Genomic DNA, 20,717 nt, shown 5'->3' on the forward strand with positions numbered 1-20,717 from the left:
CCCAAGGCGCGGAATCAAGGGCGCAGCCCGCCGCGCCATCGGTGGGCCGTCCCGCGGCCTGCCGATTTGGCTGATGACAGTCCAAGCCTTTGAAGTAAGGATATGCAGCCCGCATAAACTGCATTCTTATAATGTCGGATCGGCAGACCCCGGCCCACCGATAGCGCGGGCTTAGTCCCCGCGCGAATGAATGCAAAAGGCCAAACGCAGCCGTAAATCTAGTTCAGCCATTCCCGCCTGAAAACCGTCCTGCATCTTCGGCAGCGCGGCGCAGTGCGTGGGATTTGTTGACGGTTTCCTGATATTCAGACTCGGGGTCGCTGTCATAGACCACACCGCCGCCTGCCTGAATATAAAGCGTCTGATCTTTTAGGACGGCCGTGCGCAAACAGATGCACATGTCCATTTCGCCATTTGCCGCGAAATAGCCAGCGCCACCACCATACACGCCACGCTTTTCAGGCTCCAGCTCGTCAATGATCTGCATCGCGCGGACTTTGGGCGCGCCTGATACCGTGCCAGCGGGCAGCCCTGCCAGAAGTGCCGAAAGCGCGTCCTGCCCGTCGGCCAGTTCCCCCACCACGTTGGACACAATGTGCATCACATGGCTGTAGCGTTCGATGATGAATTCTTCGGTCGGGCGCACTGTGCCAACCTTGGCCACGCGCCCCACATCATTGCGCCCCAGATCCAGCAACATCAGGTGTTCGGCCAGTTCCTTTTGGTCGGCAAGCAGGTCTGCCTCATAGGCGCGGTCCTGCTCGGGCGTGGCGCCGCGCGGGCGGGTGCCCGCAATGGGCCGGATGGTCACTTCGCCATCGCGCAGGCGCACCAGAATTTCGGGGCTGGCCCCGATAATCTGAAAGCCCCCCGACTGGTTGGCAAAGTCGAAATAGAACATGAAGGGCGACGGGTTCGTGCGGCGCAGGGACCGGTACAGCGTGAAGGGCGGCAGGGCGAATTTCTGCGACCAACGCTGCGACGGCACCACCTGAAAAATATCGCCCGCGCGAATATATTCTTTCGCCACCTCGACTGCCGCCAGATAATCGGGTTTCGCAAAATTGGACACCGGCGCGCCAAGGGGCTGCGCATCGCTGCCCAATTCGCGCGGGGCCTGCGCCACGCTGCGTTCCAGATCGCGCACCGCGTCCATGACCCGTTCCGCCGCCTGCGCATAGGCCGCGCGCGCCGACAGGCCAGACCCTGCCCATGCAGGCGACACGACGATGACTTCGCCCTTCACACCGTCCAGCACGGCCACGACCGACGGGCGCAGCATGATGGAATCGGGCACGCCAATGGGGTCGGGGTTGATGTCTGGCAGATCTTCAACCAGCCGGATCATGTCATAGCCCAGATAGCCGAATAACCCTGCTGACGCCGCAGGCAGGTCATCAGGCATATCAATGCGGCTTTCGGCCAGAACATCGCGCAATGTGTCCAGCGGGTGGCCTTGCAGGTCTTGCCAGCTTTCGGGATCAAAGCGCGCATCGCGGTTGATGCGGCTTTGCGTGCCGCGACATTCCCAGATCAGGTCCGGTTTCAGCCCGATGATGGAATACCGCCCGCGCACTTCGCCGCCCGTCACGGATTCCAGAATGAAACTGTCGCGGCTGGCGCCTGCAAGTTTCATATATAATGAAACCGGCGTATCCAGATCGGCGGCAAGGCGGGTGTAGACAAGCTGGTTTTCACCGCGCGACCAGCCATTTTCAAAATGCTGGTATTCAGGGGTCAGGCTGGCCATGGGTGCTCAGAAATTCGCGTGAACAGCGTCAATCACCTGTTGATTGAACTGTATGGGTTGGGACTGGCGCAATGCAGATGAGAAATAGGTGAACAGATCCTGTGCCAGACTTTGTTCCAGTTGCTCGGACAAGGCATCGCGGAAATCTGCGACATCTTCCATCAGCAGATCAGGTTCGGAAACCGCATGCAACTGCACCAGATAGACCCGCTCTTCACCCTCAACGATGCGCACGTCATCATGCGCCATGTCAAATGCGGTGCTGACCAGATCGCGCGGCAGATCGGGCAGGAAATCTGTGCGGCTCATCCCTTCGAACCGTTCGGGGGCCAGTTCCAGTGCGGCGAAATCGGCACCGCTGCGCAGTGCATCTGCGATAGATTCGGCCTGCGTGCGCAGGCTCTCGACGGTTTGGGCACTGCGCCAGTCCCGTGTAACCTGCGTTTGGATTTCATCGAGGGGGCGTGGGGTGGCGGGCAGATCTTCGAGCAGTTCTACGGCAAACAGGCCGCCGTCATCCAGTATCTGGATTTCGGGGAAATCACCTTGCTGCACCTCATCCACCGCCGCGCGGAAAGATTCATATGCTGCGATTCCACTGGTTTCACCGGAACGCCAGTCGATTTCGCCACCGCGCATTTCAGTCTCGGATGCCAGTTCTTCGACGGTGGCACCGCCTGCAAGCAGATCTTCAAACATGTCCAGATCGTCGGACAGAATGCGCCGCGCGCGGTCGGCCGCCAGTTCTTCGCGCAGTTGTGGTGCGGCTTCGTCAAACGGGGTTTCGCGCGCGGCCAGTATGGCGTTCATCTGAAATATGGCCGGCCCGAGCGAGGTTTCGACCGGCCCTGCAAATCCGGGTTCGGTCAGCGCAAAAACGGCATCGGCAGAACTTCCAAGCTGGGCGCGCGTGACATCGCCCATGTCGGTGTCTTCGGCACTTAGGCCGCGTTCGGCGGCCAGTTCGACAAAACCGATTTCGCCCGATGTCAGCCGGTCAAACGCGTCCTGAGCCTGTTCCATATCGGAAAAGACCAGCCGTTCGACAAGGCGGCGTTCAGGCTGGCGAAATTCGGATGCGCGCGATTCATACGCGTCGCGCAAAACAGATTCGTCAATTTCCACGGTGTCGATCAGCATGTCGGGCGTCAGCCACGCATAGCGGATGCGCTTGCCTTCGGGCAGGGTGTAGCGGTCGATATTGGCATCATAAAACGCCTGCAACGCCGCGCTGTCGGGCATGCCGACAGGGGTTTCAAGGTCGGATGAGCCAAGCGACAGAATGGAATAATCGCGGGTCTGGGCCTGATGGTTCAGCAGCGGCAGGGTCAGCATGTCAGGCGCACGCGCGGCACTGATGACGGCCAGTTGCAAAATACTGCGGCTGACATCTTCGCGAATGGAATCTTCGAATTCGGTTTCGTTCAATCCGGCATTTTGCAGCGCAAAACGATAGGATTCGCGGTCGAACCGGCCACCGACGCCCTGAAACGCGCTGATTTGCAGAATTTCACGCTGCACTGTTTCGTCGCCTGTGGACACGCCCAGACGGTCTGCCTCGTTGTTCAGGGCGGCTGTGGTGACCAGTTGTTCCAGCACCATCTGATCCAGTCCGAACTGTCGGGCTTGTTCCATGGTGATGGATTGGCCGGACTGACTTTGCAATACGCGCAATTCGTTTTGCAGCGCGCGTGCGTATTCATTGGTTGAAATATCGCGTCCGCCCACACTGCCGATGCTGCGTGCGCCACCGCCAAACCCCTCGACCCCGAAGCCAAGCAGGCTAAGGGCCAGCAGTGCCATCAGAAATCCTGCGGCGATGTTCTTGGCCGAAAACTTCTGGCCGGATTTGGGTTTGGGCTTCGACATGCGATAACTCTTTTCACGTTTCCCGTTGGGTTTGCGCCTGTGTAAGGAAACCTGTGCGAAGGGGCAAGCATTCAGATCAGCGGATCACGCCTGCGCGTGTCACAAGGGCGCGTGATCTTGCGATATTGATGCGTATTCGGACGGGAATATAATGTCAGTCCGCGCGCCCTGCCGGTTGAAAATCAATGCAAAAAGATGCCATTTCCGGTCGGGTCAACATGCTTTCGGTGCAGTGGCAATACGCGGTGTCGGTCCCTTCCTTGCAATGGCTGCAATCGGCACAGGTGCCAAATGTCGGAACCTGCCGCAAGGTCGCAAGGTTCATTGTGGCGCGTTGCAGTGTCACGGACAAGGTGCGCTGCACATCTTCCGGCAGTTCGGACAGCACGCGCCGCAGGTCGCCCAGCGGGTCGCGACACAGCATTTCATGGCCTGCCGGTGTCACCTCTATCAGGGTGGAACGTGCGTCTGCGGCATTGTTTTGCCGTTGCAAAAGACCAAGTGTCACCAATGACTTGACCGTTTGCGATGCGGTTCCGCGCGTTGTGGCGTGGAATTCGGAAAATGCCGAAGGGGTGCGCGAAAACCTGTTGGCACGGGCAAAGAAACGCAGCGCCGTCCATTGTGCGGCGGTCAGGTCTGTGCGCGCTGTATTCTGTGCCAGTCGCGCCAGATGCACAATCAGATCGGCCATGTCTTGGGTCATGTCTGTGATGTCGCCCCATAAGTTGCGTTGCTGTTGACGCATAGCAGGTAATCCGCAGTCGTGGCATTGACAAGCCTGCGGGCGAAATGGTAGCGATACGATATAGTTTCGAGTCGATACCAACTGTGGATGAGAGGACGCAATGGAACAGCGAGATCCCAGAACAAGCCAGTTTATCCGCAACGCCATGAAGCGTGAAATGCTGGAGCCACAGACCGAACACGCCCTTGCCATTGCATGGCGCGACCATCGTGATGAAGCGGCGCTGCATCGTTTGATCAACGCCTATAGTCGGTTGGCCGTTTCCGTGGCGACCCGTTTTCGCCGGTATGGCATGCCTCTGGATGACCTGATCCAGCAGGGTAATCTGGGCCTGATGCGCGCCGCCGAGAAATACGACCCCGAAAACGGTGCCAGATTCTCGACCTATGCCGCGTGGTGGATCAGGGCGTCCATGCAGGAATATGTGATGCGCAACTGGTCGGTTGTGCGCACTGCCACCAACGCGTCCCAGAAGAAGCTGTTTTTCCACCTGCGCAAAACATTGTCCAAGCTGGATGATGGTGAAACGCGCAATGAAGCGCTGTCCACAACTGTGGCGCGCGAACTTGATGTGCCGCAGGCGCAGGTTGAAATCATGCTTGGGCGCATGTCCGGGCAGGACCTGTCGTTGAATTCGCCGCAAAGCAGCGGCGAAGATGACGGGCGCGACTGGCTGGACACCATCGAAGATGGCGGCACGGCAACCGAAGATTACGTTCTGGACGATATGGAAACGCGCCGCCGCCGCCGGATGTTGTATTCGGCGGTCGGTGATTTACCCGAGCGTGAAAAGCGCATCATCACCGAACGGCATTTGCTGGATGTGCCGCGCACCTTGTCCGAAATTGGCGTAGAGCTGGGCATATCGAAAGAGCGTGTGCGCCAGCTGGAAGAACGTGCAATGGGCAGAATAACAGCACAGTTGCGCCAGGATGCAGAGCCGGAGCGGCTGCGGGCTTGATACTTTGGGGTGTTTCTGTCACGGACGCGGCATTTGCCACGGATCGGGACCGCACACGACATGTTTAAGCCGCCAGTAATTTCTGAACGCCTGCGCCGGATTGCGCTGGTCATGTCGGTTATTTTGCTGGTCGTGGTAACCGTGCTTTTGTTGATGCCTGTGCCTGACGGCGACGGTCGGTTGCCGCGCCATGTTGACAAGCTGGTGCATTTTTCCGTGTTTTTCGCTGTGGCCTTTCCGGCCTATGTTGCGCGTATGCGGTTCTGGCCGGTTATTCTGGTCGGGTTGGTTCTGTATGGCGGCGCGGTTGAACTGATACAGCCGCATTTTGGCCGTTCCGCCGAATTTGCAGATTTCATTGCCAACAGTCTTGGGGTGATGGCAGCACTTCCGTGTGCCGTGTGGTTTCGGCACCGGCGGCAGTTAAAAGCGCGGAAGCCTGCCCAGGGATACAGGCCCGAATGACATGACAGACTGGCGCACCTGAAGCGGCAGATCAAGGCTGCCGGTTTCACGGTCGCTCATGGATGTCAGCAGCATCTGCGCCATTTGCGCAGCATCAGGTGCTATGACCGACGCCGCCACCAGCAACTGCAACACCTGATCCCAGTTGCTCATGCGCAGGTCAAGCTGCCCGGACAGGGTTCCGCCAATATCGGGCCGCAGCCTGCCTGTTGCCTGAAGGGCGATATCGCCCCAGATCAGGTCCATTTCGTTTATGGTGATTTCGCGCAGCGTGGGCGGGTCATCGGCCACGCGCAGCGGTTGCTCATAGGCCAGTGTTGCCAGAACCCGGCTGCGCGCCAGCATGGGCGGCAGGGTGCCGTTCGGGTCAATCCCCGCCAGCACGGTCGCATCAGGGCGCAGGCCGGACAGTTCCAGCGCAACCTCGTATTGTGCTTCATCATCCGTGCGGTTGATGGCGGCGCGCAGGCTGTCGGCGGTATGTGTCACGGATTGATGGGTGAGTTCAGGTGCATCAAACACCAGATTCGCGCGGTCCACGTCGCCACTCTGGTTGCGTTCATATACAAGGCTGGCGCGGGCATCGGGGCTGCGCAAAATCCATTCCTGCCCATGCAGATCAAGCACCTGCTCAGGCGGGAACACGGCTATGACATGATGCGGCTGATAGCTTAGCGCATGAATGTTCAGAACCGCGCCTTGCCAGGTCATGGCACGGTCCGGCGTGTGCAGATGCGGTGAATGCAAGGTCAGGTCAAACCGGTGGGGAAACCCGCCAAGGTCGTAGTCGGATGCACCAAAATTGCTGCTGTGCGCAAGTGTGGCGCTGATCTGCGCATCAAGATTGCGCACCGATATGTGCCAGTATGCGCTGTAGCCGATTGCGGCCAGCAGTATGGTTGCCAATATTATGCGCATCACTTGCCCCTGTTCATCATTGCGTAAAATGTGTTTACACCTTGCGTATAGGAAAGGGCCAGTCACATGCTGCGGCGCAAGTCACTTTGGGTATTCGGGTACGGATCGTTAATATGGGATCCGGGTTTTGCGTGGTCCAGTCGCCACATCGCGCGGCTGGACGGGTATGAGCGGTCTTTTTGCATGCGATCGATTCATCATCGCGGAACAGTTGCGCACCCCGGTCTGGTGCTGGCACTGGACAGGGGGGCAGGGCATTGCGAAGGGGTCGCGTTCGAAATTCCCGCCCGGATTGCGGATGAAACGTTGGAATACCTGCGTGCACGGGAACTGATTTCTGCCGCGTATCTGGAAAGCCGTGAATCCCTGCACCTGCGTGACGGACGCCGGATTGATGCTGTCACCTATGTGATTGACCGCGCGCATGACCAGTATTGCGGCGGAATGGATCTGGAAGAGCAGGCGCAGATCATTGCGCGCGCCGTTGGCGGGCGCGGGCCGAATTGCGACTATCTGATCAACACGGCGGCCCATCTGGGGGAACTGGGGCTGCGTGACCCGCAGCTTGACTGGCTGGCGCAGCGGGTGCGTGAAATCGGTGCCGCGCCCGTGAAATGATTTGCGACAGATCAAGGTTTCTGACGCTTGTTTCAGCTAAACTGAAAGGACGTCAAAACAGGAGCATTGAATGTCGCATACCCCGCACGAACTGGCCGAAGAATTCCCGCAACATGTTGATCTGATTCATCGCCTGAAAACTGAAGACGCGCATTTTGCCCGGCTTGCTGATCAATATCATGACATCAACCGTGCCATTCATCGTGCCGAAACACTGCTGGAGCCTGTTTCCGGTGACCATGAGATAGAATTGCGACGCAATCGTCTGGCCCTGAAGGATGAGATTGCGCGTATGCTGAACGCGGCATCCGCGTAAGTGGTGGCTGGCGCTGCGTGCGGTGTGTGTGCACCCAGCGCCTTTTGCCTGATCACCAGCAGGGCTTAGCTGGCGGCAATCACATCGGCCTTCTGCGTGCCCAGCCCTTCGACTGTCAGCGAAACAACATCGCCCGGTTTCAGAAATTGCGGGGGGGACATACCTGCCGCAACCCCTGACGGGGTGCCGGTTGCAATAACGTCACCGGGCAGAAGTTCCATGAAACGGGACATGTAGGACACGATCTGTGCAACAGTGAAAATCATATCCGCTGTTGTCGAATCCTGCCGCGGATCGCCGTTGACCGAAAGCTGCAACCGCAGCGCCTGAGGGTCTGGCACATCATCGGCCGTGACCAGCCAAGGACCGATTTTGCCAAAGCCGGGGGCGGATTTTCCCTTGATCCATTGCCCGCCACGGTTTTTCTGAAAATCGCGCTCGGATACGTCATTGACCGCGCAATAGCCCGCGACATACTCCAGCGCGTCCGCTTCATCGACATATAATGCGGGTTTGCCGATGATGATGCCCAGTTCAACTTCCCAATCCGTGCGGGTGGCCCCGCGCGGAATGATGATCGGGTCTTGCGGGCCTGCAAGCGATGATGTGGCCTTGGAAAATACCAGCGGCTCTTTGGGTTTTTCAGCGCCGGTTTCTGCGGCATGGGCTGCATAGTTCAGCCCGATGCAATAGAAATTGGGAACATGCGCCAGCGGCGCGCCAATGCGCACGGGCTGGTCAACCACAGGCAGGGTGGCGGGGTCGATCTGTGCCAATTGCGCCAGTGCGTCCAGCGACACAGTGTCGCCGCCGAAATCGGCGGTCACACCGGACAAGTCGCGCAAATTGCCCTGAGTATCCAGACAACCGGGTTTTTCCTGCCCTTTCGGGCCAAAGCGAAGTAATTTCATGATGCGATGCTCCGTTGGTCGCGCTGTGCAGCCAAAGACCTATAGCGTTGTTATGCCAGATGGAAGCGCAAGGCTGGTCAATTCTGGCCTGAAGCAGTCATTCGCGCTTGGATAAAGCGCGCGCTATCGGTGGGCCGGGGTCTGCCGATCCCACGTTCTTAGAATGCAGTTTATGCAAGCTGCATACCCCTGCGTTCAAAGGCTTGGACTGACATCAGGTCATCGGCAGGCCGCGGGACGGCCCGCCGATGGCGCGGCGGCCTGCGGCCTTTGCTCCGCGCCTTTGGGCTTTACCGATGTCAGCTTCAGGCCATGCGCCTATCCCGTGGCGATTGCTTCCAGTCTGTCGCGGTCCAGCTCACCGGGAACGATGGTTATGGGAACTGGCAGCGAACCGGAACTGCGCACCAGTTGCGTGACGATGGGGCCGGGGTTGTTGCCTTCGGTGCCCGCCCCCAGAACCAGAAACCCGATATCGGGATCATCCTGTATCTGGGCCAGCACTTCTTCCACCGCGTCGCCTTCGCGGATGACAAGTTCGGGGTGCAGCCCCTTGCGGTCGCGCATCCATTTGGCAAAGACTTCAAAATGCGCCTCTATCCGCTCTCGGGCTTCGGCACGCATGACATCGGCCACACCGATCCAGCCCTGAAATTCTTCAGGGCTTATGACGGACAGGATCTGCACCTCGGCACCGGTTTTGGCGGCCCGCAGCGCCGCAAAGCGGATCGCATTCAGGCATTCGCGGCTGTCGTCCAGTACAACCAGAAATTTGCGCATGACGCTTTCCTTTGCTGATAATCCCTGCATCTTGACCAAATAGGCGCGGGCTGTAAACACCAAGCCTGCACCTGCGTCAGGCCCATGCCACATCCCCAAGAAAGATATACCCCGCCCCGTAGATGGTTTTTATCAATCGCGGGTTACGCGGATCTTCGCGCAGTTTGGTGCGCAGGCGCGATATGCGCACATCCATGGCGCGATCAAAGCTTTCGCCAGCGCCGCCGCCTAGCGTGTCCAGCATTTGCGTGCGCGAGATCAGGCGCTTGGGGCTTTCCAGAAACAGGCGCAACACTTCACCTTCGGCATGGCTGAACGGGGTTTCCAGCCCCTGATCGTCGATCAGCACATAGCGGTCGAACTGCGCAACCCAGCCGTTGAAATGCGCGGTCTGCGGGCTGGCGCTGCCGGCGGTGGCGGGCTTGCGCAGCCTTGCGCGGATGCGGGCCACAACTTCGGCAGGGTCAAACGGTTTGATGATGTAGTCATCCGCGCCCAGTTCCAGACCTGTCACGCGGTCCTGCACCTGCGCGCGTCCCGAAATGATGATGATTGTGGCCCCCGATTCCAGCGCAAGCCTGTGCACCAAGGCCAGCCCGTCGCGGTCCGGCAGGCCCAGATCCACCAGACAGACATCGGGCGTGACCTTGCGCAAGGCAGCTTCAAATTCGGTTGCGCGCGCATAGGCCGAGGTCTGAAACCCTGCATCCTGAAGGGCCTGTGACAGGATCTGCCGGATTTCGGGTTCATCGTCCAGAATGGCGATATGGGCAGTCGTCATGCAATTCCCTCCAGGGTGAAGCGCAGGTCTTGGGGGCCGAACGGCTTTGTCAGAACCGGAAACTCTGTTGCGGCTTCGCGGTGCAGCTTGTCGTAGGGCGGCAATGCGGTCATCAGGCAAAGCCGCATGCGCCCGCGCCCGCGCAGGGCACGCGCAAGATCCAGCCCCGACAGCGTGCCGGGCAGGTTTATGTCCGACAGCATGATGTCCAGATCCGGCAGGTCCGCCAGCGCCAGCGCCTCATCCGCAGTGGTTGCCTCGATTACGGTATGGCCCATATCGCACAGCATGGCACGCACGGATTCGCGGATGCTTTGCGTGTCTTCGACCAGCAGCACAAGCCCTGCCTTTGGCGTGATGCGGGTGTTTACAACCGGTTTGAACGGCAGGCGCAATGTCACCTGCGCGCCCCCGTCCGGCCGGTTTGCCAGCCGGACGGTCCCGCCTGACAGCGTGATCTGGTCATAGACCATAGCCAGCCCCAGACCGGACCCTTCAGCGCCCTTGGTGGTGAAAAAAGGATCAAGCGCCTTGTGCAGCGCTTCGTCGCTGAACCCGGTTCCGGTGTCTGTCAGGGTCAGTTCCAGCCATGTATCGGCCACTGTTGCGACTGTGACTGCGATATGTCCCGCCTTGCCTGTCATCGCGTCACGGGCATTCAGGATAAGGTTCAGCAAACTGTCCTGCAACACGCCCTGATCCAGCATGACATGCGGCAGATCGGGCGTGATCTGCACATCAAGGCGCAAGTTGTCGGGCAATGCGGGGCGGGCCATCAGGGTCAGGTCTTGCAACAATGCGCGCAGGTCCGTGGGTCTTGGTTGCAACTGCCTGTGGCCGGAAATCGATGCAAGCCGTTCCAGCAACACGCCCCCGCGGCGCGCGGCGGCAACGGTCGATTGGACAAGCTGCGCCATGTTAGCAGGCAGGCCGCTGCGCCGCATCAGTTGCCCCTGTAATCCCAGAATGATGGTCAGAAGGTTTCCGAAATCATGCACCATGCCTGATGACAATTGCGCGGCCAGTTCGCGTTTGCGCGTCTGGGCAAGGGCGGCGCGGGCCTGTGTTTCCTCGGTTACGTCCATCGACATGATGTAGATGCCGTTGATCGGCCCATCGCCCACGCGGTCAGGTGTCAGGGCCAGCCGGATACGTCGCCCGCTTTCATCATGGGTGAATTCATGCACGGCGTTTTCGCCCGCCAGTGCGCGTTCCAGCAGCGGCAGGATCTTGTCATAGACACTGCCCAGAACCGCCTGCGCGGGATGGCCCACAACATTGCGCGGCAGGCCGGGAAAAATGGATGACAGCCGCCGGTTGGAAAACGTATAGCGCAGATCGCAATCCATATGCGCAATATGGGCAGGCATCATTTCCGTGGTCAGGCGGGTGCGGGCTTCCATTTCTGTCAACTCGCGCTTGGTCTGCTCCAGCGCGGCGTTGCTGGCCGCCAGCGCGCGGTTGGTGGCCGCCAGCCGTTCGGCATGGGCCAGCAATTCATCGGACAGTTCCTCGGACCGCGCGCGCAGCAACCCTTCTTGCAGCTTCACTTCGGTGATGTCGGTATAAACGGTAATCCAGCCGCCTTGTGGCAGGGGGGCACCTTCGACGCTGATCCAGCGGCCATTGGCGCGCAGGCGTTCCATATAATGGGGAACAAAGGCGCGCGCGGCCTCGACGCGCTTGCGCACGGCTTCTTCCTGATCCTCGACCGGGCCGTATTCCCCGCGTGACACCAGATACCGGATCGTATCTTCAAAGGCGACACCGGGTTGCACCAGCGTTTCGGGCAGTTCGAACATTTCCTGATAGCGCTGGTTGCTGACCGACAGCCGCAGGTTGCTGTCGAAGATCGACAAGGCCTGCTGGATCATGTTCAGGCCCGCAGCCATCAGATTGATGCGGGTGCTTTCCGTCAATGCCACGCCTGTTTTCTCCCGGTCCATACCTGCCTGAACCCTAGACTGCCCACGCCCCGTTCGGAAGCCCCCAACATCGCGCGTTACAATTCGTAAGGTTTGGGCAAAACTGCGGAAAGAATCACAACGCCACATGACGGCACACGATCGGACATGGCAGAGCAAAAGCGGCAAGAGAGGGGGCCGCCTTCGCATAAACCAGCCCGACAGGAGGACGAGGAGGAGCTTGCCTGTGACGACCACAGCAACACCGACACCCGCACCGGACGAGCTATGCTCGGTTCCTGCGCTACTGGCACGCAATGCCGCGCGATATAGCCTGCAAATGGCGTATCGCGAAAAGGAGTTCGGCATCTGGCAAAGCTGGACATGGGCCGAAACCAACGAACATGTGCGCGCCATGGCACTGGGGTTTCTGGCCCTTGGTATGAAACAGGGCGATTATGTTGCCATCATTGGCCGGAACCGTCCGGCCTTGTATTGGTCGATGGTCGCGGCGCAATCCGTGGGCGCCATCCCTGTGCCGCTGTATCAGGACGCGGTCGCAGAAGAGATGGCCTACGTGCTGGACCATTGCGGCGCGCGTTTCGTCGTGTGCGGTGATCAGGAACAGGTCGACAAGGTGATCGAGGTGCAGGAAACGGTGCATTGCATCGATGAAATCCTGTATCTGGATAAGCGCGGCATGCGCAAATATGACCACAGCCATATGAACTGGCTGGAAGATGTCATGCGCGAAGGGCGGGCAGCCCAGACCCGGCTGGAACCGGAACTGGACAAGCGCATTGCGTCACTGGGCTGGGACAGCACATGTGTCATGCTTTACACATCAGGCACAACCGGCAAGCCCAAGGGTGTGGTGCTCAGCAATCGCAACATCATCATCACATCCAAAAACAGTTCGGAATTCGACAATCTGCGCCCCGGCGATGAAATTCTGGCATATCTGCCCATGGCATGGGTGGGCGATTTCATCTTTGCCATCGGGCAGGCCTATTGGACGGGGTTTTGCGTCAACTGCCCTGAATCCGCACAGACCATGATGACGGATCTGCGCGAGATTGGGCCCACCTATTATTTCGCCCCGCCGCGCATCTTTGAAACCATGCTGACCACTGTGATGATCCGCATGGAAGATGCATCGCCCATCAAGCGGCGGTTGTTTCATCATTTCATGGATTTTGCGCGTGATGTCGGCCCGAAATTGCTGGATGGCAAACCTGTCACGGCAATGCAGCGGCTGAAATACGCGCTTGGCAGCATTCTGGTATTTGTCCCGCTGAAGGACACCCTTGGCCTGCGGCGCATTCGCGTGGCCTATACCGCGGGCGAGGCGATCGGGCCGGAAATCTTTGATTTCTACCGCGCCCTTGGCATCAATCTGAAGCAACTTTACGGCCAGACCGAAGCCAGCGTGTTTATCACCCAGCAACCGGATGGCGAAGTGCGGTCCGACACCGTCGGCGTTCCGTCGCCGGGTGTGGAAGTGCGCATTGCGGATAATGGCGAGGTTTTCTACCGCTCTCCCGGCACGTTTGAAAGCTATTACAAGAATGCAGAAAGCACGGCATCGACCAAAGACTCTGAAGGGTGGGTGGCCACGGGCGATGCAGGTTTCTTTGAAGAAACGACCGGCCATCTGCGCATCATCGACCGTGCCAAGGATGTGGGCAAGATGGTTGATGGCGGCATGTTCGCGCCCAAATATGTCGAAAACAAACTGAAGTTCTTTCCGAATATTCTGGAAACGGTCGTTTTCGGAAACGGGCGCGACCGTTGCGTGGCCTTCGTCAATATTGACCTGAGCGCTGTTGGCAGCTGGGCGGAACGCAACAACATTGCCTATTCCAGCTATCAGGAACTGGCAGGGTTGAAGCCCGTTCTGGATACAATTCAGGCCCATGTCGAGCAGGTCAACGAAAGCATTGCGCAAGACAAAATGCTGTCTGGCTGTCAGGTGCACCGCTTTTTGGTGCTGCACAAGGAGCTTGACGCAGATGACGGGGAAATGACCCGCACGCGCAAAGTGCGCCGCCGCATCGTCGAGGAGAAATACGCCGACCTTATCGACGCACTCTATGCGGACAAGGACAGCATCTATACCGAAACCGAAGTCACCTATGAAGACGGGCGCAAGGGCAAGCTGAAAGCGACGCTGGAAATTCGCGATGCCAAAGTTTTCGGCACGGTCGCACAACAGGTGGCCGCAGAATGAACGGGCAGGGGGGAGTGATGCTCGATACCAATCCAGACGAGGGATACACCACCGCAGACGGGCGCAAGATCGGGGGCGTTGCGATGGAAATGCGCAACATCACCCTGCGCTTCGGGGGTGTTGTGGCCATCAAGGACATCAGTTTTGACATTCGCTGGGGGGAAATCCGCGCCATCATCGGCCCCAACGGCGCGGGCAAATCGTCGATGCTGAACGTGATTTCCGGCTTCTACCATCCACAGGACGGAGAGGTTATATACAAGGGCTACAAACGCCCGCGCATGCGCCCCTATCAGGTGGCGCAGCAAGGAATTGCGCGCACGTTTCAGAACATCGCGCTGTTTGAAGGCATGAGCGTTCTGGACAACATCATGACGGGGCGCTTGCACCACATGAAGGCGAACATGTTTCAGCAAGCCATCTGGTGGGGACGCGCGGCCCGCGAAGAGGCCGAGAACCGCGAGCAGGTCGAGAAGATCATCGATTTTCTGGAAATCCAGCATATCCGCAAAACGCCCGTGTCACGCCTGCCATATGGCCTGAAAAAACGGGTGGAACTGGCGCGCGCACTGGCGGCCGAACCCAGCATTTTGCTGCTGGATGAACCCATGGCGGGCATGAATGTCGAAGAAAAAGAAGACATGTGCCGCTTCATTCTGGATGTGAATGACGAATTCGGCACCACCACTGTGCTGATCGAACACGACATGGGCGTGGTGATGGACCTGTCCGACCGTGTGGTTGTCATGGATTACGGCAAGAAAATCGGGGACGGCACCCCTGACGAGGTGCGCAACAATCAAGAAGTCATCAATGCCTATCTTGGCGTTGCACATGACTGAACAGGCGACAGACCGCAGGGGAGGGGGCAGACATGCCTGATACGTTACTTTTCGCACTGGAGGCATCCCTGAACGGGCTGACGGCTGGCGTGATGTATGCGCTGGTGGCGCTTGGTTTTGTGCTGATCTTCAAGGCCAGCGGCATTTTCAATTTTGCCCAAGGGGTGTTGGCGCTGTTCGCGGCATTGACGCTGGTGGGCTTTCAGTCCGGCCAGATACCGTTTTCGCACCTGATCAACGCCATGCTGGGCACAAGGCTGCATCATTTCGGCTGGAACATGCCCACGGTGCTGGCCATTCCGGCAACGGTTCTGGTCATGATCGGGCTTGCCATTCTGGTGGAACGCTTCATCCTGAAGCATCTGGTCAATCAGGAACCGATTATCCTGTTCATGGCGACCATTGGTCTGGCGTATTTTCTGGAAGGGTTCGGGGACATCATGTGGGGCGCCGAAGTGAAGGCGCTGGATGTGGGCCTGCCCAAGGGCATGTCCATGGCCGTGGATGAGGCAACCTTCAACTGGTTCGGTTATGGTTTCTATATTGACCGGCTGGAAATATGGGCTGCGGGCATCGCCGCCGTGCTGGTCGCAGTGCTGACAGTGTTTTCGCAATACACCAAGCAGGGCCGCGCCCTTCGCGCAGTGGCGGATGACCATCAGGCCGCCTTGTCGGTTGGTATTTCGCTGCGCTTTATCTGGGTGCTGACATGGTCGATCGCGGGGATTGTGGCGCTGGTTGCAGGCATCATGTGGGGGTCAAAATCCGGTGTGCAGTTTTCACTGTCGTTGATCGCCCTGAAGGCGCTGCCGGTGCTTATTCTGGGGGGCTTCACATCCATCCCCGGCGCGATTGTGGGCGGGCTGATCATCGGTGTGGGTGAGAAACTGTTCGACTTCTTCATGAACCCCATCATCGGGGGCGCTACCGAGAACTGGTTTGCCTATATGCTGGCGCTGATCTTTCTGCTGTTCAGGCCGCAGGGCTTGTTTGGCGAACGCATTATTGAGAGGGTTTGATTCATGCTTTACCGTGAAGCGGGCGATTACAAGACAAGCTATGTCGCCGACAGCCAGACCTTTCCGATAAAATTTGATCGGTATGGCTATTACGTCCTTCTGGGCTTTGCTTTTCTGGTCATGCCGCTGATCATCAACGATTACTGGGCCAATTCGATTGTTGTCCCCTTCCTGATCTATGCGATTGCGGCATTGGGGCTGAACATCCTGATCGGCTATTGCGGGCAGTTGTCGCTGGGCACCGGCGGGTTCATGGCTGTGGGGGCCTATGCCAGCTACAAGATGATGACGGCATTCCCTGACCTGAACATCATTTTCGTCATCATCATCGCAGGCATGGTGACAGCGTGTGTCGGCGTGTTGTTCGGCCTGCCATCCTTGCGCATCAAGGGGTTCTATCTGGCCGTTGCCACATTGGCCGCGCAGTTCTTCCTGATCTGGCTGTTCACGCGCACTGCATGGTTCTACAACTATTCGCCCACCGGTATGATTTCCGCGCCGACCCGCGAAATCTTCGGTGTGCCCGTCACTGGCCCGCGCGCATCTGCGGTGTCGATGTATATGATCTGCCTGTGCTTTCTGGTGGCCAGCGCATGGCTTGCGCGCAACCTGACGCGCGGCAGTCTGGGGCGCACATGGATGGCCATCCGCGATATGGATATTGCGGCGGAAATCATCGGGGTGAACCCGCTGATTGCCAAGCTGACAGCTTTTGCCGTGTCCAGCTTCCTTGTGGGTATTTCCGGCGCGCTGCTGTTTACCGTGTATCTGGGTGCCGCCGAGGCAGGCGAGGCGTTTGGCATCGACAAGTCATTCCTTGTTTTGTTCATGGTGATCATCGGCGGGCTTGGCTCCATATTCGGGGCTTTCGCGGGGGCGGCCTTTTTGATCGTCGGGCCGGTTTTGCTGAAGCTTTTGCTGGTCAACAGCTTGGGCTGGCCCACCGATCTTGCCGCGCATCTGGAAATCATGATCGTGGGGGCGCTGATCATCGTCTTTCTGATCGTTGAGCCGCATGGCATCGCGGCACTGTGGCGCACAATAAAAGAGAAACTGCGCCTTTGGCCCTTCCCATACTGATTGGGGCGGGCTGATCTTTCGAACTGTCATCCATATGGGAGGAGAACCGATGAAGATGACCAAACTGGCCGCGACGCTTGCGGCGACCATGGTAGTGGCTGGCCCAACGCTGGCCGAAACACTGCACTTTCCGTCACTCAGCTACCGGACGGGGCCATTTGCGGCAGGGGGCATCCCCTTTGCTGACGGGTATTCCGATTACCTGACGCTGATCAACGAACGCGATGGCGGTATCGGGGGTGTGCCCATCCGGCAAACCGAATGCGAAACCGCCTATAACACCGAACGCGGGGTTGAATGCTACCAGTCCATCCGCAACGATAACCCGCTGGTGTTGCAGCCGCTGTCCACGGGCATCACCTATCAGCTGATCCCGCGCACCATGGAAGATGGCATTCCCATGCATACCATGGGCTATGGCCGCACATCTGCGGTGAATGGCGAGGTGTTCAACTGGACCTTCAACTACCCGGCCAACTACTGGGACGGGGCCAGCGTGATCATCAACTACCTGCTGGACGAAAACGATGGCAGCCTGGAAGGCAAGAAGATCGCGCTTCTGTATCACAACTCGGCTTACGGGCGCGAACCGATCCCGACATTGACACGGCTTGGCGAAACCCACGGCTATGAGTTGGTGACAATCGGTGTGGACAGCCCCGGTCAGGAACAGGGCAGCCAGTGGTTGCAGATCCGGCGTGAACGGCCCGACTATGTGGTGATGTGGGGCTGGGGCGTGATGAACCCGACCGCGATTCAGGAAGCCGCGAATATCCGCTTTCCGATGGAAAACTTCATCGGCGTGTGGTGGTCCGGTTCGCAACAGGATGTGCGGCCTGTAGGGTCGGGCGCGCATGGCTACAAGGCGCTGGCAATGCACGGCACCGGCACGGATTACCCGATCTATGATGACATGCAGCAATATGTCATCGACGCGGGCAAATATGCGGGCACGGGCGATGAAGTGGGCACAGTGCTGTATTCGCGCGGCATGTATGCAGCCATGCTGGCGGTAGAGGCCGCGAAGAAGGCGCAGGAAATCCACGGTGTGGCCGCGATTACACCCGCAATGATGCGTGACGGCATGGCCAATCTGGAAATCACCGAAGAGCTGATGGCCGAACTTGGCCTGCCGAATTTCGGCCCTGCCTTCTCGGTGGCGTGTGAAAACCATGGCGGTTCCGGTGCGGCGATGATCCAGCAATGGGACGCAGAAGCCGGTGAATGGAACCTGATCACCGACTGGATTTCCCCTGATCGCGACTTGATCATGGAAATGGCCATGGATGACAGCGTTGCGTATGCGGCTGAAAACGACATCACCCCGGCCTGTCTGAACTGATAAGCACCAAAGGTTCCGGGCATGCCCGGAACCTTACCCCACCCTTGAACGCGAAGGCCCAATGCCATGCTTGATGCAAGCCCCACGCAGACGACCCTTCTGGAAGTCAACAATATCGAAGTGCTTTACAATCATGTCATTCTGGCCCTGAAAGGTGTCAGTCTGGATGTGCCCAAAGGTGGTATAACGGCCATACTGGGCGGCAATGGCGCGGGCAAATCGACCACATTGAAGGCGATTTCAAACCTGATACATTCCGAACGGGGCGAAGTCACCAAGGGCAGTATCCTGTATGAAGGGCGCAACGTGGTCGGGCTGGACCCTGCTGATCTGGTGAAATCCGGTGTCGTGCAGGTGATGGAAGGCCGCCATTGTTTCGAGCATCTGACGGTCGAAGAAAACCTGCTGACCGGCGCCTATACCCGCACCGACGGGCGCGGCGCTGTGGCTGCGGAACTTGATCTTGTGTATGAATATTTCCCGCGCCTGAAGGAACGCCGCAAAAGTCAGGCGGGCTACACCTCGGGGGGCGAGCAGCAGATGACCGCCATCGGGCGCGCGCTGATGTCGCGTCCGTCGATGATCTTGCTGGATGAACCGTCCATGGGGCTTGCCCCGCAACTGGTGGAACAGATTTTTGAAATTGTCGCACGCCTGAACCGTGAACAGGGCGTGACATTCCTGCTGGCCGAACAGAACACCAATGTTGCACTGCGCTATGCGCATACCGGTTTCATTATGGAAAACGGGCGTATCGTGATGGAAGGCAACGCGCAGGAATTGCGTGAAAACCCCGATGTGAAGGAATTCTATCTAGGCATGTCCGACAAGGGCCGCAAAAGTTTCCGCGATGTGCGCAGCTATCGCCGCCGCAAGCGCTGGCTGGCGTGATCCTTGCCTGCCACACTTCGTTTTTCCGCTGTTCGTTTTCCCGCCGTCCCGCAAACCCCAAAAGGCACAGCCATGACCTCGTTCGACCCTTTGGAAACCCGATCACAGGATGCGCGTTGCGCTGATTACGCCATTGCCCTGCCAAAGGTGATTGCGGCTGCGATGAACGCGCCCGCAATGGCGGCACATCTGGGCCAACTGGATGCAGGCCGGATCATTGACCGCGCGGCGCTGTCGCGGCTTCCGGTCTTGCGCAAATCCGACCTGACGGGCGCGCAGGCGGCAAAACCGCCTTTTGGCGGGCTTACGGCGGGCACGCCCACCGCGTTCGAGCATGTCTTTCAATCCCCCGGACCGATTTACGAACCCGGACGTGTCTTGCCCGACTGGTGGCGGTTGGGGCGGTTCCTGCATGCCAGCGGGATAGGGCATGGCGATATTGTGCAGAACTGTTTTTCTTATCATCTGGTGCCTGCGGGCATGATGTTTGAAAACGCCGCGCGTGCCGTGGGCGCCACAGTATTGCCTGCGGGCACCGGCCAGACCGAATTGCAGGTTATTGCCGCGCGCGACATCGGCACCACGGCCTATGCGGGAACACCGGATTTCCTGAAGATCATTCTGGACAAGGCCGACGAGATGGGAATTGCCTTGTCCATCACCAAGGCGGTGGTGGGGGGCGGCGCGCTGTTTCCGTCCTTGCGCGAGTTTTATCAGGCGCGCGGCATCACCTGCCGCCAGTGCTATGCCACCGCCGATCTGGGCAATGTGGCCTATGAAACCGATGCCATGGATGGCATGGTCGTGGATGAAGGGGTGATTGTCGAAATCGTGCGCCCCGGCACCGGCGATCCCGTCCCCGAGGGCGAGGTGGGAGAAATTCTTGTCACCACATTAAACGCCGATTACCCGCTGGTCCGCTTTGCGACGGGCGATCTAAGCGCGGTGCTGCCGGGGCAAAGCCCCTGCGGGCGCACCAATATGCGCATCAAAGGCTGGATGGGGCGCGCCGACCAGACGACCAAGATCAAGGGCATGTTCGTGCGCCCCGAACAGGTTGCGGCCCTTGTGGCCCATCATGATGAAATTCACCGCGCACGGGTTGTTGCCACGCGAAACGGTGAAAAAGACGTGATGACCGTGCGGATTGAAACCCGCGCATCAAATCCGGCATTGTATGAGGCGAGCGTGCTGTCTACCCTGAAGCTCAGGGGTGAGGTCGAATTGGTGCCGCCGGGATCATTGCCCAATGACGGGCTGGTGATAGAGGATTTGCGCCGTTACGACTGAAT

Annotated in this window: 19 protein-coding genes; 11 read left to right on the forward strand and 8 right to left on the reverse strand. The window is 58.8% G+C overall.

Features of this window, described 5'->3' with window-relative positions:
• Nucleotides 1-223: 223 nt before the first annotated feature.
• The 3 genes from trpE to P8S53_RS09540 form a co-directional block, all read right to left on the reverse strand.
• The gene (gene trpE / locus P8S53_RS09530) at nt 224-1,750 is read right to left on the reverse strand and encodes an anthranilate synthase component I (RefSeq protein WP_277803732.1); all 1,527 of its coding nucleotides are present in this window, start codon (nt 1,748-1,750) and stop codon (nt 224-226) included.
• A 6-nt stretch (nt 1,751-1,756) separates the two neighbouring features.
• A complete protein-coding gene (locus tag P8S53_RS09535) occupies nt 1,757-3,619 on the reverse strand; it encodes a peptidylprolyl isomerase (RefSeq protein WP_277803733.1) in 1,863 nt (620 codons plus the stop codon).
• Between the two features lie 154 nt (nt 3,620-3,773).
• Nucleotides 3,774-4,367 carry a MarR family winged helix-turn-helix transcriptional regulator gene (locus P8S53_RS09540; protein WP_277803734.1) on the reverse strand — a complete coding sequence of 198 codons (594 nt, stop codon included), beginning with the start codon at nt 4,365-4,367 and terminating at the stop codon, nt 3,774-3,776.
• Between the two features lie 100 nt (nt 4,368-4,467).
• Between P8S53_RS09540 and P8S53_RS09545 the strand changes: the two genes are divergently transcribed.
• A complete protein-coding gene (locus P8S53_RS09545) occupies nt 4,468-5,328 on the forward strand; it encodes an RNA polymerase factor sigma-32 (protein ID WP_277803735.1) in 861 nt (286 codons plus the stop codon).
• A gap of 60 nt (nt 5,329-5,388) precedes the next feature.
• A complete protein-coding gene (locus P8S53_RS09550; protein ID WP_277803736.1) occupies nt 5,389-5,793 on the forward strand; it encodes a VanZ family protein in 405 nt (134 codons plus the stop codon).
• Here the strand turns inward: P8S53_RS09550 and P8S53_RS09555 are convergent.
• Entirely contained in the window at nt 5,752-6,711 is a 960-nt protein-coding gene (locus P8S53_RS09555; RefSeq protein ID WP_277803737.1) for a DUF2125 domain-containing protein, read from the reverse strand. The two genes, P8S53_RS09550 and P8S53_RS09555, sit on opposite strands and share 42 nt — an antisense overlap.
• A gap of 66 nt (nt 6,712-6,777) precedes the next feature.
• Here P8S53_RS09555 and P8S53_RS09560 point away from each other — a divergent pair, with 66 nt between their 5' ends.
• Together P8S53_RS09560 and P8S53_RS09565 are read left to right on the forward strand one after the other, a co-directional pair.
• The gene (locus P8S53_RS09560; protein WP_277803738.1) at nt 6,778-7,329 is read left to right on the forward strand and encodes a gamma-glutamylcyclotransferase; all 552 of its coding nucleotides are present in this window, start codon (nt 6,778-6,780) and stop codon (nt 7,327-7,329) included.
• A 70-nt stretch (nt 7,330-7,399) separates the two neighbouring features.
• Complete coding sequence (locus tag P8S53_RS09565; protein ID WP_277803739.1) at nt 7,400-7,645, forward strand: YdcH family protein; 246 nt, start codon at nt 7,400-7,402, stop codon at nt 7,643-7,645.
• Between the two features lie 65 nt (nt 7,646-7,710).
• On the opposite strand, the gene P8S53_RS09570 is transcribed toward P8S53_RS09565, so the two are convergent.
• The 4 genes from P8S53_RS09570 to P8S53_RS09585 form a co-directional block, all read right to left on the reverse strand.
• Nucleotides 7,711-8,556, reverse strand: coding sequence for a fumarylacetoacetate hydrolase family protein (locus P8S53_RS09570; protein ID WP_277803740.1), 846 nt, complete (start codon nt 8,554-8,556; stop codon nt 7,711-7,713).
• A gap of 318 nt (nt 8,557-8,874) precedes the next feature.
• Nucleotides 8,875-9,336, reverse strand: coding sequence for a universal stress protein (locus P8S53_RS09575; protein WP_277803741.1), 462 nt, complete (start codon nt 9,334-9,336; stop codon nt 8,875-8,877).
• A gap of 76 nt (nt 9,337-9,412) precedes the next feature.
• Entirely contained in the window at nt 9,413-10,117 is a 705-nt protein-coding gene (locus tag P8S53_RS09580) for a response regulator transcription factor (RefSeq protein ID WP_277803742.1), read from the reverse strand.
• Nucleotides 10,114-12,063 carry a PAS-domain containing protein gene (locus P8S53_RS09585; protein WP_277803743.1) on the reverse strand — a complete coding sequence of 650 codons (1,950 nt, stop codon included), beginning with the start codon at nt 12,061-12,063 and terminating at the stop codon, nt 10,114-10,116. Before P8S53_RS09585 ends, P8S53_RS09580 begins: the two co-directional genes overlap by 4 nt.
• Nucleotides 12,064-12,268: 205 nt before the next feature.
• Between P8S53_RS09585 and P8S53_RS09590 the strand changes: the two genes are divergently transcribed.
• From P8S53_RS09590 to P8S53_RS09620, 7 genes are all read left to right on the forward strand, one after another.
• Nucleotides 12,269-14,251, forward strand: a complete 1,983-nt coding sequence (locus tag P8S53_RS09590) for an AMP-binding protein (RefSeq protein ID WP_277803744.1) — start codon at nt 12,269-12,271, stop codon at nt 14,249-14,251.
• A 17-nt stretch (nt 14,252-14,268) separates the two neighbouring features.
• A complete protein-coding gene (locus P8S53_RS09595; RefSeq protein ID WP_277803745.1) occupies nt 14,269-15,093 on the forward strand; it encodes an ABC transporter ATP-binding protein in 825 nt (274 codons plus the stop codon).
• Between the two features lie 32 nt (nt 15,094-15,125).
• Nucleotides 15,126-16,112, forward strand: coding sequence for a branched-chain amino acid ABC transporter permease (locus P8S53_RS09600; RefSeq protein ID WP_277803746.1), 987 nt, complete (start codon nt 15,126-15,128; stop codon nt 16,110-16,112).
• A gap of 3 nt (nt 16,113-16,115) precedes the next feature.
• Nucleotides 16,116-17,192 carry a branched-chain amino acid ABC transporter permease gene (locus P8S53_RS09605; protein WP_277803747.1) on the forward strand — a complete coding sequence of 359 codons (1,077 nt, stop codon included), beginning with the start codon at nt 16,116-16,118 and terminating at the stop codon, nt 17,190-17,192.
• A gap of 49 nt (nt 17,193-17,241) precedes the next feature.
• Nucleotides 17,242-18,534: an ABC transporter substrate-binding protein gene (locus tag P8S53_RS09610; protein ID WP_277803748.1), complete on the forward strand. Its 1,293-nt coding sequence runs from the start codon at nt 17,242-17,244 to the stop codon at nt 18,532-18,534.
• Nucleotides 18,535-18,600: 66 nt separating this feature from the next.
• Complete coding sequence (locus P8S53_RS09615; protein ID WP_277803749.1) at nt 18,601-19,425, forward strand: ABC transporter ATP-binding protein; 825 nt, start codon at nt 18,601-18,603, stop codon at nt 19,423-19,425.
• Nucleotides 19,426-19,497: 72 nt separating this feature from the next.
• Nucleotides 19,498-20,715: a phenylacetate--CoA ligase family protein gene (locus tag P8S53_RS09620; protein ID WP_277803750.1), complete on the forward strand. Its 1,218-nt coding sequence runs from the start codon at nt 19,498-19,500 to the stop codon at nt 20,713-20,715.
• Nucleotides 20,716-20,717: the final 2 nt, after the last annotated feature.

Origin of the sequence: Roseinatronobacter sp. S2, from assembly GCF_029581395.1 — a bacterium.
Taxonomy (GTDB): domain Bacteria; phylum Pseudomonadota; class Alphaproteobacteria; order Rhodobacterales; family Rhodobacteraceae; genus Roseinatronobacter.